The sequence below is a fragment of the Streptomyces violascens genome (genome assembly GCF_014649955.1).
GTDB classification, from domain to species: Bacteria; Actinomycetota; Actinomycetes; order Streptomycetales; family Streptomycetaceae; genus Streptomyces; species Streptomyces violascens.
In genome coordinates this window covers 39,661-53,524 of sequence record NZ_BMUA01000008.1, presented here as the reverse complement: position 1 = coordinate 53,524, position 13,864 = coordinate 39,661, and the positions used below count along the sequence as shown (strand labels likewise).

Below are 13,864 nucleotides of genomic sequence, written 5' to 3'. Positions count from 1 at the left end.
ATGCGTCTCGCAACACCCCCACGTCCTGCGAGAGGCCGGGCCCGGAAGGTGGCCGCGGCCGCCGTGCTGCTGCTGTGCGCGGGCCTGGTGCAGGCGGCGCCGCAGCCGGCCTCCGCCGCGCCCACCCGCTACGAGGCGGAGAACGGCACCCGCTCGACCGGCAGCACCGTCGACACCAACCACAAGAACTACTCCGGCAGCGGATTCGTCAACTCCAACAATGCGGTCGGCGCCTATGTCGAGGTCACCGTCAACGCCGCCGCCGCGGGCAACGCCGCCATCGCCATCCGCTACGCGAACGGCACGGGGGCCAACCGTCCCGCCGACGTGTCGGTCAACGGCACGGTCGTATCCGCCGCCCGCGCCTTCGACGCCACTGCGAACTGGGACACATGGGCCGACTCCACCCTGACGGTGGCGGTCAAGGCGGGCAGCAACAGGATCCGCCTCGCCTCGACCACCGCCGACGGCCTCGCCAACATCGACTACATCGACTTCGACGGGGCATCGGGCGGCGACACCCAGGCCCCCACCCCGCCCGGTGCACCCACCTGTTCGGCAGTCACCGAGAGCGCTCTCACGCTGAGCTGGGGCGCCTCTACCGACAATGTGGGGGTCGCGAAGTACGACGTCTACGAGCACGGCAACAAGATCAACGAGGTGGACGGGAGCCTCACATCCGACCACCTCACCGGGCTCACCCCCCACACCACCTACAACCTGACGGTGCTCGCCCGCGACGCGGCCGGCAACGTCTCGCAGGCCAGCCCCGCGGTCGACTGCACCACCTTGCCCAGCACCGACACCACCCCGCCCACCAAGCCCGGCACCCTCACCGCGTCCAACGTCACGGCCAACAGCGTGGACCTGAAGTGGGGCGCCTCCACGGACGACAAGGGTGTCACCTCCTACGAGGTGCGCAGCAGTGACAACGTCTACAAGGCGGTCACCGGCAACCCGCCCGGCACCAGCACCACCCTGACCGGCCTCGCCTGCGACAGCCCGTACTCGCTGACCGTGGTCGCCAAGGATGCGGGCGGCAATGTGTCACCACCCGGCAACGCGGTGTCCTTCACCACGGCCACCTGCCGGACCGACGGCGGAGTCCCGTCCTCCATCACCACGCTCTCCAGCAACTGGACCATTCCATGGGGTACTTACTGGATGCCGGACAGCTCCAGTGCGCTGGTCACCGAGCGGGACAGCTTCAAGGTGTACAAGGTGACACCGAACGGGACCAGGACGCAGGTGGGAAGCGTTCCCAACGCGGTCACCACCGACGGTGAGGGCGGTCTGCTCGGCGTCGCCGTCGACCCCAAGTGGGCCACCAACCACTATGTGTACTTCATGCACACCGCGGCGGAAGGCAACCGCGTCGTGCGCATGACGTACAACGGGAGCGCTCTCGACAACTACACCGTGCTGCTCCAGGGGATCAAGAAGAACCGGTACCACAACGGCGGACGCCTCGCCTTCGGTCCCGACGGCTACCTGTACGCCTCGACCGGCGAGGCCCAGACGCCCAGCCTCGCCCAGGACAAGAACTCCCTCAACGGCAAGATCCTGCGCATGACCACGGACGGCAAGCCGGCCCCGGGCAACCCGTTCAACAACTACGTCTACAGCTACGGGCACCGCAACCCGCAGGGCCTCGCGTTCGACCGCAACGGCCGTTTGTGGGAAGCCGAGTTCGGCGACAGCAAGAAGGACGAGCTGAACCTCATCAAGCCGGGTGCCAACTACGGGTGGCCGACGTGTGAGGGCTCATGCAGCACGGCCGGAATGACCAACCCGAAGGCCAGCTGGCCCACCGGCCAGGCCTCGCCCAGCGGCATCGCCATCGTCCGCAACGTCGTCTACATGGCTGCCCTCAAGGGCGAGCGTCTCTGGCGCATCCCGATCACGGGTGACACGGAGAACGTGGGTACACCGACGGCGTACTACGTGGGCTCGTACGGCCGGCTGCGTACGGTCACCAAGGTGCCGGGAGAGGACGCGTTCTGGCTCTCGACCACGAATGGTGACAACAACGGGTCGGGGGGAGCCGGCTCGGACAAGATCTTCAAGGTGCTGATCAAGTAGCCCGGCAATTCTGGTCAAGTAGCCCTGCAATTAAGGGGGGTTGACCGAAAACCCAGCTGGTCCCGCTGGTGTGCGGGGGTGTGTCACCCCGGCACACCAGCGGCGCTGTTCCGTAAGCGGGGCGCGTGCTCTGGGAGCGCCTTGAAGTCGGCGCGCAGGGCGTCCGATTCCAGGATGACCGGCCCGGGCGTGGCGCCCGGTTCGACGGGCCGACCCGCGGACGCAGGGTGCGACCACAGGATGAACTCGAACCCATCCCCGGGAGCACCCACGGTGAGGAAGCGTCCGCCCGGCCCCGGGAAGTCGAGCCGCTTCTCCGGGCCGAGCTTCTCCCTGTGGAAGTCGAGGGCGCGGTCCCGGTCGGTGACGTAGACGGTCACGTACATGACGTTGGTCGGCATGGTGCCGTTCCCCTCACTCGGCGGACCCGCCAGGTGGGTCGGTGCCCGTATCGGTCTCTGCGTCTCACCGCCGTGACACGGCCGGGCGGATGGGTGTGACAGGGAAGGGGAAATCTCCTCGTCCCGCCCCGGACGGACCAACTCCATATACCCCGGCCCATGTTGAGCGAACGTCCGCTTCCTGCACAGGACAGAGGTCGAGAGCTGTCTCGCCGTGAGCCGACACGACACATGGCAGGGCAAAGGTCCCAGATTGCCGCGATTTTTATATATATCTTCACGCTGAGCAATCAACCCAGGGCTTCGCGCCCAGGTAGGAAAGGGCCAAACCATGCGCAAGTTTCAGCGCGCTGCCGTCCTAGTCGCAGCGGTTACGGGGCTGTCCGCCCTCGGTGTCGGAGTCAGCTTCGCCGATGGCTACGACACCCCCGCCCCCGCCCCCGGCTATGACGCCCCCGCCCCCGGATACGACGCCCCCGCCCCCGGCTACGACGCGCCCGCCCCCGGCTATGACGCACCTCCACCCGGCCCGGCTCCCGCCCCGGTCTATCCGCGGGCCGTCGCTGTGGCCAGCTCGCAGGCCAACGCCGTGGCCTATGGAGGCGGCACTGCTGTGGCCAGCTCGCAGGCCAACGCCGTGGCCACGTACGGCGGCATGCAGTAGACCCAACCGCACTACGCCCCAAGGGCGACTCTCTGTATGTATGCCGGTTTTCGGCAGTTGCTGCATGCCCCGTCGCGCGTCTGCGCCGGGGCATGCGGTGCTCATGCCCCGGCTCGGAGCAGCGTGGGGCGCTACCGTCCTCGTCGAGGAGTAAATGTGAAGCGTCGTGTCGCCGCCGTCTTGGCCGTTGTTGTCGCCGGACTGATGCTGTTCGCGCTGCCGGCCGCGGCTCAGGACGACCCGGGCCGCCATGCCGAGAGCAACGACTGGAACATCCCGCTCACCAACATCGGTATTTTGTAGCGCCGAAACATCGGCTTGTTGCCGCGCCGAGTGCGCCCGGCTTCACTCCCGGTCGGGCGCCCCCTCACCCGTACAGCGCGTCCACCTCGACCTCGTACGCGTTCTCGATCGCCCGGCGCTTCAGCTTCAGGGACGGTGTGAGGAGGCCGTGTTCCTCCGTGAACTGGTGGGCCAGTATCCGAAACGTGCGGATCGACTCCGCCTGGGACACCAGGGTGTTGGCGGCGACCACCGCGCGGCGTACCTCGGTCTCCAGATCCGGGTCGCGTACGAGCTCGGAGGGGGTGAGCGGGGGCTTGCCGCGCATGGCGAGCCAGTGGTCCACGCCCTCCTGGTCGAGGGTGACGAGGGCCGCGATGTACGGGCGGTCGTTGCCGACCACGATGCACTGGGCGACCAGGGGATGGGCTCGCACCCGTTCCTCCAGGGCGACCGGCGACACACTCTTGCCGCCCGAGGTCACCAGGATCTCCTTCTTGCGCCCGGTGATGGTGAGGTAGCCGTCCTCGTCGAGCGCCCCGATGTCCCCGGTGGCCAGCCAGCCCTCGCGGAGCACGGCCTCGGTGGCCTTCGGCTCGTTGAGGTAGCCGGAGAACACCTGCCCGCCGTGGATCCACACCTCTCCGTCGTCGGCGATGTGCACGGTGGTGCCGGGGATGGGCTGGCCGACCGTGCCGTACCGCGTGCGCTCGGGGGGATTGGCGGTCGCGGCGGCGGTCGACTCGGTCAGGCCGTAGCCCTCGAAGATCGTGACGCCCGCGCCCTCGAAGAACAGGCCGAGCCGGCGGCCCATACTGGAGCCGCCCGACATGGCGTGCCGCACCCGCCCGCCCATCGCGTCCCGGACCTTGCCGTACACCGTTTTCTCGAAGAACTGGTGCTGCATCCGCAGCGCCGCCGAGGGGCCGGGCCCGAGGCCGAAGGCCTTCTGTTCCAGGGCCTCCGCATACTTGACCGCGATGTCGACGGACTTGTCGAACGGCCCCGTCTTCCCGTCCGCCTCGGCCCTGCGGCGGGCCGCGTTGAAGACCTTCTCGAAGATGTACGGGACCGCGAGGATGAAGGTGGGCCGGAAGGACTGCAGGTCGGGCAGTAGCGCGGACGCGGAGAGGGCGGGCTGGTGGCCCAGCTTCACCCGGCCCCGGATCGCGGCGACCTCCACCATGCGGCCGAAGACATGGGCCAGTGGCAGGAACAGCAGCGTGGACGCCTCGTCGCCGGGGCGGGAGTGGAACACCGGCTCCCAGCGGGAGATCAGCATGTCCGTCTCGAACATGAAGTTGGCGTGGGTGATCACACACCCTTTGGGGCGTCCTGTGGTGCCCGAGGTGTAGATGACGGTCGCCACCGAGTCCGGTGTCACGGCCCGCCGGTGCCGATGGACCACCTCGTCGTCGATGGATCCACCGATTCTGAGCAGTTCTTCCAGCGCCCCGGTGTCCAGCTGCCACAGGCGTTTGAGGTGGGGGAGGCGGTCGACGACCGAGCCGATCGTCATCGAATGGTCCTCGTGCTCCACCACACACGCGGTGGCCTCGGAGTCGTGCAGCATCCAGAAGACCTGCTCGGCGGAGGACGTCGGGTAGATCGGCACCGGCTGGGCCCCGATCGTCCACAGAGCGAAGTCGAACAGCGTCCACTCGTAGCGGGTGCGCGCCATGATGGCGACCCGGTCCCCGAACCGCACCCCGTCCGCGATCAATCCCTTGGCCAGCGCGAACACTTGGTCCCGGAACGCGGAGGCGGTCACGTCCTCCCACTTGCCGGAGTCGTCCTTGCGGCAGAGGGATACGCGGTGGGGGTCGTCCAGGGCATGATCGAAGACCGCGTCCGCCAGCCCGCCGACCTGAGGCGCCGTCGCCATGGGTGGGACCGTGAACTCGCGCAATGACCTGCCTCCCTCCGGGGTGGCCACCCCCGGTGGCGCTCCGCACAGCGCGGTGACCGTACCTCACGGGGAGTTTCGGTGACAGAGGTCTCCTGCAAGTCGAGACGGACGGTGTCTTCACAGGTCAGCGCCCGAAGCGGGCCCACATGGGGACCGCTCGGGCGCATTGCTGACTCAAAGGCGGGTTCTACGGAAGGCAATCTCCACGGAATCTGTACGCTCCGGTCACCCTCAGCCCACGGCTGTGCGGGGTTCGGGTCCGGACCGCACTCCGGCGACGCGTGCCGCGCCTACACGGTTTCTGCCACCGGCATGTGCTCCCGCCCCAGGTCCCGGCTGTCTTCGGCGGGCGGCTCACGCCGAGCGCGTACGAGCGCGAGTACCAGCACGCCGGCCACGATCCCGGCCGTTTCCGCGACCACCGCCACCAGGTTCAAGCCGGACGCGAAGGCGACGCGCACCATGTGATCGAGCGCCGTGTGGTCGGACCCCATGTGCTCGGAGACCATGTGGTTGGGCCTTCGGGGGCAGCGACGGCTGGCTCATGAAGTCCGGCGCGCTCAGCGAGGCGCAGGCCGCCGCCCTGCACACGGAGCTGCCGCGGCCCGCCGTCCCCGGCCGCGTCACACCGGACGACGAGCCCCTCGTCCAGGCTGGAACGGGACGGCCGCGCCACCTACCCCGAGCTCCAACTCGCCACCGGGCGCTCGGAGTCGGCGGTCAAACGCAGGCTCGCCGCACTGCTCGCCTCGCGTGCCCTGTACCTCGACGTCGAGTACCGGCCCGAGGACATCGGCTTCCCCGTCGGCACCACCCTGTGGACCACGGCCGCCCCCGCCGCCCTGCACCGCGTCGGCGAAGCCATCGCCCGCCACCCGGAGGTCGCCTTCGTCGCGGCCTCCGCCGGCCCGTCCGACCTGGTCGCGGCGGTCCTGACCCGCGGCACGGCCGAGCTCTACGCCTACCTCAGCGGCCGGCTCGGCACCCTCGACGGCATCCAGCACATCGAGACGACGACGAGGCTGCGCCGCATCAAACAGCTCAGCGTTCCGGCGCCGATTCGCCAGGGCACAGAGCCCGCGCCCGAACCCCGCCGGCGTGCGGACGGCATGCACACACAGGCGCTCAGCCCTTCCGGCGCCCCGCGTGCAGCCGGTCGCCGCCCGCCAGGATCGCCGAGGCCAGGGCGCCCGCCGCCTCCTGGGCGGCCGAGCCTCGCCGGTTGTGCAGCAGCACGAAGTCCACCACGCCGAGCTCCGGCAGACCCGCTCGGGCCGGAAGAGGGTCGAGGCCGGGCGGGATCAGGCCGCGGGTGTGGGCCATCACGCCGAGGCCGGCTCGGGCCGCCGCGATCAAGCCGCTCAGGCTGCCGCTCGTACAGGCGATGCGCCAGGAACGCCCGTGTTCCTCCAGGACTTCGAGTGCCCGCGCCCGGGTGATGCCGGGCGGCGGGAAAAGGATCAGCGGGACGGGCCGCTCGGAGTCGAGGCGCAGCCCGGGCGCCCCGATCCAGCACAGCTCGTCCGTCCACACCAGCTCGCCGTGGCTGTCACCGGGCCGGCGCTTGGCGAGCACCAGGTCGAGGCGGCCCCCCTCAAGGCGCCGGTGCAGGGTGCCGGACAGCTCGACGGTCAGCTCCAGGTCGACCTCGGGGTGGTCGCGGCGGAACGACTGGAGGATCTCCGGGAGCCTCGTCAGGACGAAGTCCTCGGAGGCGCCGAACCGCAGCCGGCCGCGCAGCCGCGTCCCGGTGAAGTAGTTCGCGGCCCGCTCGTGCGCGGCCAGGATCGTCCGTGCGAAGCCGAGCATCGCCTCCCCGTCCTCCGTCAGCCGCACGCTGTGCGTGTCCCGGCTGAACAGCTGCCGCCCGGCCGCGTCCTCCAGGCGGCGCACGTGCTGGCTCACCGTCGACTGCCGCAGCCCGAGCCTCCGCGCGGCCTGCGTGAAATTGAGGGTCTGGGCGACGGCGAGGAAGGTCCGGAGCTGGTTCGCGTCGTACATGGAGCCCACGGTAGCTCCGCTCATCGCGGAACGTGATGACAGTGAGAGTGGTGTACGGGATTCCCGATCGGCTGGAAGAGGAGCACCATCGAGAGGGCACGATCCGGGTCCGCACGCCGCCGGACACATAAACGCACCGTAAGTGGAGCACATGAGCCGCCGCACCCCGAAGCTGCCGTCCTGGCTGCCGGTCGACCCGTACATACTGGCGCTGCTCGGGACGGTGGGACTCGCGGCCCTGCTCCCGGCCTCCGGGCCGGGTGCCCACGTCGCGAGCGGCGCCTCGACCGGAGCCGTCGCGCTCCTGTTCTTCCTGTACGGAGCCCGCCTCTCGACCCGCGAGGCGATGGACGGACTGCGCCACTGGCGACTCCACGTGACCGTGCTGGCCTGCACGTTCGTGGCGTTCCCGCTGCTCGGCCTGGCGACGAAGGGGCTCGTCCCGTTCGTCCTGACACCGGACCTCTACAACGGTCTGCTCTTCCTGTGCCTCGTGCCCTCCACGATCCAGTCGTCGATCGCGTTCACCTCGATCGCCCGCGGCAACGTACCCGCCGCGATCTGCGCGGGCTCCTTCTCCAGCATCGCCGGAATCCTGCTCACCCCGCTGCTTGCGGCCGGCCTGCTGGGCAACAGCGGGGGCGGCTTCTCAGCGGACTCGCTCCTGAAGATCGTCCTGCAACTCCTGGTGCCGTTCCTGGCCGGGCAGTTCCTGCGGCGCTGGGTCGGCGGGTTCCTCGTCCGGAACAAGAAGGTGCTCTCGTACGTCGACCGGGGCTCGATCCTGCTGGTCGTCTACAGCGCGTTCAGCGAGGGCATGGTCCGCGGCATCTGGCACCAGGTGAGCGTGGCCAGGCTCGGCGCGCTGCTCGCCGTCGAGGCCGTACTCCTTGCCGGGATGCTCGCGCTGACCTGGTACGGGGCGAAGCGGCTCGGCTTCGGCCGGGGCGACCGGATCGCGATCCAGTTCGCCGGCTCGAAGAAGAGCCTGGCCGCCGGCCTCCCCATGGCGAGCGTCCTGTTCGGCCCCCAGGCCTCGCTTGCGGTGCTCCCGCTGATGCTGTTCCACCAGATGCAGCTGATGGTCTGCGCGGTGATCGCCAAGCGCCGGGCCCGCGACCCGCTCGCCGAACAGGAGCCGGGAGAGGGCGCGGTCCGCGAGGGGGCCGGGGGCGAGCGGGGTGTGCGGGTCGCGGGCTGAGTGACTGCCCTCCCGTTCACGGCCCGCGCCGAGCCGGGCGTCACCGAGCAGGACCGGGCGACGTGGCGCGCGAGTCGCCGTGCGAAAGGTCGGCTTGCGCGCGACTTCGCGGGCCGCGCTACCCGAGCGGGTCCACCGGTTGCAGGGCCCGCCGGTCCAGGGGACCGCGTGGGTCCCCGGGACCGGCCGTGACGCTCAGTCCGTCGCGTACGTCGCCGCGGGTACGGCATTGGACGTGGTGGCGGGGGAGGACTTCTTGGCCGCGGCGCGTACGGCGGTGAGCTGGAGGAGCAGTGCGGCGGCGGCGAATCCGGCTGCCCAGAGGGGGAGGACCGAGCCGCTCCAGCCGAAGGCGAAGGCGGCGCCGCCGAGGCCCGAGCCGATGGCGCTGCCCAGGTAGAGGGCGGACTCGTTGAGGGCGACGGCAACCGGGCCGCCCCGCTCGCCGCGCGCGGTCAACAGGTCGTTCTGCTGCGGGACTTGGAGCGCCCATCCGACCGCGCCCCACACCGCGATGGGCAGCAGGGCCAGCAGTGGGGTGAAGGAGGCGAAGAGCCGGAAGGCCAGCAGAGAGAGGGTCAGGATGATCAGAATGCCGACGACCAGGGTGGCCGGGCGGCGCACCTTGTCGACGAGGGAGCCGATGAGGACGCTGCCGACCACGCCGCCGATGCCCCAGGCCCAGAGGTACGGGGTGATGTTCTCCACGCCGCCCATCGCGCCGGTGGCCATGACGGGGACGAAGTACGTGTAGAGACCGAGGCTGGCAATGGCGGCGAGCAGGGAGACGCCGACGACCGAGGCGACGCGGGGGTCGGTCACCACCTGGGCGCGCCGGCGCAGACTGATCGTCTCGGTGGCGGGGAGCTGCGGGAGGCGAAGCAGCAGGCCGAGGAGGGAAACAAGGCCGATCCCGGAGACCAGCCACAGTGTGGCGCGCCAGCTGGTGTGCTGGGCGATGTAGACGCCCCCGGGCACGCCGAGGACGGTGCCGGAGCTCATCCCGCCCATGATGACGGCGAGCGCGCGGCCGCGGCGTTCCCGGTCGACGAGCGAGGCGGCTGCCGAGGCGGCGAGGGCGAGGTAGAGGCCGGCGCCGACGCCGGCGAAGGCGCGGGTGATCAGCAGTACGGGCAGCGAAGTGGCAAGCGCGGAGCCTGCGTTGGCGAGGGCGAACACGGCCAGGGAGGCCAGCAGCCCGGTGCGTACCCGCGACGCGGAGAGCAGGGTGGCGAAGATCGGGGAAGCGATGGCGTACGCGAGGGTGAAGGCGGTGACCATCTGGCCGGTGGCGGAGACGGTCGCGTCGAAGTCGGCCGCGATGGACGGCAGCAGGCCGGCCGTGACGTAGGCGTCGAGGCCGAGCGCGAAGGCTCCGAGGCCCAGCAGGTAGACGAGTTTCACTGATTCCCCATTGTTCGATAGTTCTGGTACATCAATACATTGCGATGCCGGGTGCGGCAGGGGCAAGTGGAGCGATGCGTTCAGGCCACGCACGGCGGGGGCGGAACGGGAGGCGAGCTGAGCGGCTGTGCGATTCTTGACGGGTGCGCCACTACTTCCATCCGGAGATCGAAGACGTCTGCCTGCCAGATGTCCTGTTCGCATTGAGCGACGCCACCCGTCTGGGCATCGCCGTCGCGCTCGCGGACGGCAAGGAGCGCACCGCGGGCGAACTCGGCGGTTCCCTCGCCAAGTCGACGATGACCCACCACCTCAAGGTCCTTCGCGAGGCAGGCGCGCTGCGCGTGCGGTCCGAGGGCACGCGCTGCTACAACTCCCTGCGTCTGGAGGAGTTGCAGGAGCGCTTCCCCGGGCTGCTGGACCACCTCCTCGGCTTCGCCGTGAAGTGCGGTTACACATCGGCCGACGCCCGCTCCCGCGACTGACGGGGGACTGCGCGGGAGCGGGCGTCGGGGTCCTTGGGCGCCGGCCGGCGGGTGCCCTTCAGCAGGGTGCTGCCGAGCCCGAGCGGCCGAGGGGCTCAGATGCTCAGAGGCTCAGTTCGATGTCGTACGCGGAGAGCCAGGAGTTGAGCCCCAACGCCATCTCCAGGCCCGAGCGGTCGTACTGGGCGCTCATGTCCCCGACCGGGCGCTCCAGCAGAGCCCTGGTCGCCGCGTTGTCGAGCAGCGGGAGCACCGGGGACGACGGGTCGGCGAGCACCTCGTGCAGCGAGGCACGCAGGCCGAGTTCGTACGCAGGGTCCTGGGTCGTCGGGTAGGGGCTCTTCACCCGCTGGACGATCGACTCCGGCAGCAGGTCCTTGGTAGCGGCGCGCAGCAGGCTCTTCTCCCGCCCGTCGAACGACTTCATCTCCCAGGGAGTGTTGAAGACGTACTCGACGAGCCGGTGGTCGCAGAACGGGACGCGGACCTCAAGACCGACCGCCATGCTCATCCGGTCCTTGCGGTCCAGCAGGGTCTGCACGAAGCGGGTCAGGTTGACATAACTCATCTGCCGCATACGCCGGTTGACGGCGTCCTCGCCGGTCCGGCGTCTCCGAGACCGCCTGGGCGTAGCTGTCCTCTCGGCACAGATCGAAGCCCTCAAACTGCAGGGCGGATACCGCACGTTCCTGGAGATCGAGCGCGGGGCGACACGGCGGCGGCGTAGCACAACTCCCCGGCCGGGTGACCCGCGCCTGAACGACGCAACGAATCGACACAACTCCGTGTACTCCGAGTCACGATACGAGGTAGCCCTCATCGTCGGGGATTTCGGCCGCGGCGCACTCGCGTGGGATCGACTTCGTCTTCCGGGGCCACGGACGCCGTCCTGCCGACCCGTTCCCCTCTCTCGCCGCCAGCAGACCGCGGACGGTGTCGATGGTCGTGGGCAGGTCGTCGGTGTGCTCGCGGGTCAGGGCCCGGGCTGTGGATTCGTAGTAGGGGAGCGGGCTGTTCACGGCGCGCTTCGTGTCGGTTATTCAGGAAGTGCATAGATGGCACGGGTCGTTAAGCCGCCTCGACAAGAAACAGATCGCTCCATTGGGCGTCAAGCCCGCCCCGTGACCAGCACCACCTTCCCGAGGTTGCGGCGGGACTCGATCAGCTCGTGGGCCCGGGCCGCGTCGGCGAGCGGCAGCTCGGCCGCGACGCGGGTTCGCAGCTTCCCCGCAGAATGCAGCTCCCACAGCTCGCCGAGCCAACGGGCGTACAGCGCGGGCTTGTTACGGGCGATGACGGCCATCTGGAAGCCGATGACCGACTTCCCGCCCACGAGCAGGTCGTACGCCTCGATGGTGCCGCCGCCCGAACTGAAGGCGACGAGGCGCCCACCCGGTGACAGCGCTCTCACCGCCGGGGTGAGCAGCTCGCCGCCGACCGCGTCGATCACCAGGTCGACCGGCTCGCCCCAGGACGCGTCCCCGTACAGGACGACCTCATCGGCGCCCGACTCCCTTGCGAAATCGGCCTTTTCGGCGGAACTGACGGCGGCCACGACCCGTTTCGCCCCGCCCGCCTTCGCGAGCTGCAGAGCCATCGTGCCGATTGCGCTCGCGGCGGCCGTGACCAGGACCGACTCGCCGGGCTCGGGGCGCGCCGACTCGTAGGCGCCGCGTGCCACCAGGCCGCTGCGGACCAGGGCGATGGCGTCCACGGCGGTGGCATGGGCGGGGATGCGCGAGGTCATCGCCGGGTGGAGGACGGCCTGTTCGGCATAGCCGTAGGAGAAGCAGAGCCCGGTCACCCGGTCGCCGACGGCGAACCCGGTGGCGCCCTCGCCGAGCGCGGCCACCGTGCCGGCGATCTCGCCACCCAGCGGAATCGGTTCGCTGCCCTCGCGGACCTTGCGGACGCACGGCAGGGTCACCCCGATCGCCTCGACGTCCACCAGCAGTTCGCCAGGCCCGGGTTCGGGCGCTGCGACGTCCTCGACGAACAGGACGTCGGGGCCGCCGTTGACTTCGTATCGGACGCGACGCATGGCACCCTCCGGGGTAGGCAATTCGTTGGGAGTTCCAACGGTAGACGTAAATCAAATCGTTGGGAAGTCCCATGTTTTTTCGGGATAGGCTGTGCACATGGCTCGCATGACTCGTGGGACTCGGAGGGCTGGGAGTGCTCTCGATCCGGTACCGGCAAGTGGCGTCTCTGCCGATGACGGGGGGCTTGAGGCGGCACCTTCCGCGCCCTCTGCCGACGGGCCCGAGCCGGACCTCCCCCCGCTCCAGCGCATCCAGTCGCTGCCGAGCTGGCTGATCGGCCGGGTCGCGGCGCGCGGCCGGGGGCTGGTCGCCGAGGCGCTGGCGGAGCAGGGCGTGAAGATGATGCATCACGCGGTGCTGGCCGCGGTGGCCGAACTCGGCCCGATCGCGCAGGCCGACCTCGGCCGCAGGCTGGCCATCGACCCCAAGGACCTGGTCGGCATCCTCAATGACCTCCAGGCCGACGGCCTCACCGTCCGCGAGCCCGACCCCAGGGACCGTCGCAAGAACGCGGTCACCGTCACCCCGGCCGGCCGGGACCTCGTCGAACGCTGCGCGGCCGCGGCCGAAACGGCCAACGCCCAGCTGCTCGCACCGCTCGCCCCGGCTGAAGCCCGGCGCCTCATGGCCCTCCTGGCGCGCCTGCACGAGGCATAACGAACCCGTTTCCGACCCGTCGTGGCCCGCTTTCGACCCGCGCCCGACCTGCTTCCGGGCCCACTCGTGGCCCGCTCGTGGCCCGAAGAGCTCCCCGGCGTACGGTCCAGATCATCAGGGCCGGTACGGTGCCGACATGACCGCATTCGAAGGCGAGCCCGCCACTCTCGACCCCGCGCGCACGGCGCTCGTCCTCGTCGATCCGATGAGCCGCATCGCGGCGCTGCCGCCCGCCCCGCGCTCCGGCCGTCAAGTAGCGTACGTGGCAAGGGAGTTGGCGGACGCCTTCCGTGCGGTGGGTGGCTGATCGCATGCCCAAGTTCTCGATATCCGCAGCCGGTTCACGCCCCTGCACCCTCGTCGTGTGCCGGGGCTGCTGCTGCGGCGACGCCGCCAAGAACCCCGGCACCGACCACGCCGGTCAGCTCGCCCGGCTCCGGGCGGCGGCCGCCGCCTCGGACGGCCGCATCGCGGTGCGCACCACCGACTGCCTGGGCCCCTGCGGCCAAGCCAACGTGATGGTGGTCCAGCCCTCGTCCCGGGCCCGCCAGCGCGGCGCCCGCGCCACCTGGCTCGGCTGGATCCTCGACGACGACGCCACCGACGACATCCTCGCCTGGGCGGAACAAGGCGGCCCGGGCGTCGCCGAACCCCCGGCCACGCTCGCCCTCCAGGTGATCCCGCCCCCCTCCGAGACACGGAAGCGCGCCCGCTGAGGCGTGGCCGAACCACGCTC

At 70.2% G+C, this 13,864-nt stretch carries 16 protein-coding genes and 1 pseudogene; 9 read left to right on the top strand and 8 right to left on the bottom strand.

The features are described 5' to 3' along the window. The gene (locus IE206_RS18080; RefSeq protein ID WP_189963191.1) at nt 1-2,082 is read left to right on the top strand and encodes a PQQ-dependent sugar dehydrogenase; all 2,082 of its coding nucleotides are present in this window, start codon (nt 1-3) and stop codon (nt 2,080-2,082) included. A gap of 83 nt (nt 2,083-2,165) precedes the next feature. Here IE206_RS18080 and IE206_RS18075 read toward each other — a convergent pair whose 3' ends face one another. Continuing rightward, nucleotides 2,166-2,483 carry a VOC family protein gene (locus IE206_RS18075; protein ID WP_189963190.1) on the bottom strand — a complete coding sequence of 106 codons (318 nt, stop codon included), beginning with the start codon at nt 2,481-2,483 and terminating at the stop codon, nt 2,166-2,168. A gap of 331 nt (nt 2,484-2,814) precedes the next feature. Here IE206_RS18075 and IE206_RS18070 point away from each other — a divergent pair, with 331 nt between their 5' ends. Both IE206_RS18070 and IE206_RS18065 read left to right on the top strand, forming a co-directional pair. Continuing rightward, nucleotides 2,815-3,147 carry a hypothetical protein gene (locus tag IE206_RS18070; protein WP_189963189.1) on the top strand — a complete coding sequence of 111 codons (333 nt, stop codon included), beginning with the start codon at nt 2,815-2,817 and terminating at the stop codon, nt 3,145-3,147. 156 nt (nt 3,148-3,303) lie between these two features. Then, nucleotides 3,304-3,450 (top strand): hypothetical protein, encoded by a 147-nt coding sequence (locus tag IE206_RS18065; protein ID WP_189963188.1) that lies wholly within the window; start codon nt 3,304-3,306, stop codon nt 3,448-3,450. Between the two features lie 64 nt (nt 3,451-3,514). On the opposite strand, the gene IE206_RS18060 is transcribed toward IE206_RS18065, so the two are convergent. Then, the gene (locus tag IE206_RS18060) at nt 3,515-5,314 is read right to left on the bottom strand and encodes an AMP-dependent synthetase/ligase (protein WP_189963187.1); all 1,800 of its coding nucleotides are present in this window, start codon (nt 5,312-5,314) and stop codon (nt 3,515-3,517) included. A gap of 314 nt (nt 5,315-5,628) precedes the next feature. Continuing rightward, the gene (locus IE206_RS18055) at nt 5,629-5,847 is read right to left on the bottom strand and encodes a hypothetical protein (RefSeq protein ID WP_189963186.1); all 219 of its coding nucleotides are present in this window, start codon (nt 5,845-5,847) and stop codon (nt 5,629-5,631) included. Nucleotides 5,848-5,991: 144 nt separating this feature from the next. On the opposite strand from IE206_RS18055, the pseudogene IE206_RS43420 reads away from it, so the two are divergent. Next, nucleotides 5,992-6,318: pseudogene (locus IE206_RS43420) on the top strand (Lrp/AsnC ligand binding domain-containing protein); the annotation flags it as partial. A gap of 145 nt (nt 6,319-6,463) precedes the next feature. Here the strand turns inward: IE206_RS43420 and IE206_RS18045 are convergent. After that, nucleotides 6,464-7,339, bottom strand: a complete 876-nt coding sequence (locus IE206_RS18045; protein ID WP_189963602.1) for a LysR substrate-binding domain-containing protein — start codon at nt 7,337-7,339, stop codon at nt 6,464-6,466. A gap of 151 nt (nt 7,340-7,490) precedes the next feature. Here IE206_RS18045 and IE206_RS18040 point away from each other — a divergent pair, with 151 nt between their 5' ends. Then, complete coding sequence (locus IE206_RS18040; RefSeq protein WP_189963185.1) at nt 7,491-8,540, top strand: bile acid:sodium symporter family protein; 1,050 nt, start codon at nt 7,491-7,493, stop codon at nt 8,538-8,540. 195 nt (nt 8,541-8,735) lie between these two features. Here IE206_RS18040 and IE206_RS18035 read toward each other — a convergent pair whose 3' ends face one another. After that, nucleotides 8,736-9,944: an MFS transporter gene (locus tag IE206_RS18035; protein WP_226599704.1), complete on the bottom strand. Its 1,209-nt coding sequence runs from the start codon at nt 9,942-9,944 to the stop codon at nt 8,736-8,738. Between the two features lie 143 nt (nt 9,945-10,087). Between IE206_RS18035 and IE206_RS18030 the strand changes: the two genes are divergently transcribed. Next, the gene (locus tag IE206_RS18030) at nt 10,088-10,429 is read left to right on the top strand and encodes an ArsR/SmtB family transcription factor (RefSeq protein ID WP_189963183.1); all 342 of its coding nucleotides are present in this window, start codon (nt 10,088-10,090) and stop codon (nt 10,427-10,429) included. A 103-nt stretch (nt 10,430-10,532) separates the two neighbouring features. On the opposite strand, the gene IE206_RS18025 is transcribed toward IE206_RS18030, so the two are convergent. From IE206_RS18025 to IE206_RS18015, 3 genes are all read right to left on the bottom strand, one after another. Continuing rightward, nucleotides 10,533-10,997, bottom strand: a complete 465-nt coding sequence (locus IE206_RS18025) for an asparagine synthase-related protein (protein ID WP_373300936.1) — start codon at nt 10,995-10,997, stop codon at nt 10,533-10,535. Between the two features lie 229 nt (nt 10,998-11,226). Then, on the bottom strand, nt 11,227-11,448 hold the full coding sequence (locus IE206_RS18020; protein WP_189963181.1) for a hypothetical protein: 222 nt from the start codon (nt 11,446-11,448) through the stop codon (nt 11,227-11,229). Nucleotides 11,449-11,537: 89 nt separating this feature from the next. Continuing rightward, a complete protein-coding gene (locus tag IE206_RS18015; RefSeq protein WP_189963180.1) occupies nt 11,538-12,470 on the bottom strand; it encodes a quinone oxidoreductase family protein in 933 nt (310 codons plus the stop codon). A gap of 250 nt (nt 12,471-12,720) precedes the next feature. On the opposite strand from IE206_RS18015, the gene IE206_RS18010 reads away from it, so the two are divergent. The 3 genes from IE206_RS18010 (at nt 12,721) to IE206_RS18000 (ending at nt 13,844) form a co-directional block, all read left to right on the top strand. Then, entirely contained in the window at nt 12,721-13,128 is a 408-nt protein-coding gene (locus IE206_RS18010) for a MarR family winged helix-turn-helix transcriptional regulator (RefSeq protein ID WP_226600004.1), read from the top strand. Between the two features lie 136 nt (nt 13,129-13,264). Then, nucleotides 13,265-13,435: a cysteine hydrolase family protein gene (locus tag IE206_RS18005; RefSeq protein WP_189963179.1), complete on the top strand. Its 171-nt coding sequence runs from the start codon at nt 13,265-13,267 to the stop codon at nt 13,433-13,435. Between the two features lie 4 nt (nt 13,436-13,439). Continuing rightward, complete coding sequence (locus IE206_RS18000) at nt 13,440-13,844, top strand: thioredoxin domain-containing protein (RefSeq protein ID WP_189963598.1); 405 nt, start codon at nt 13,440-13,442, stop codon at nt 13,842-13,844. Nucleotides 13,845-13,864 lie beyond the last annotated feature (20 nt).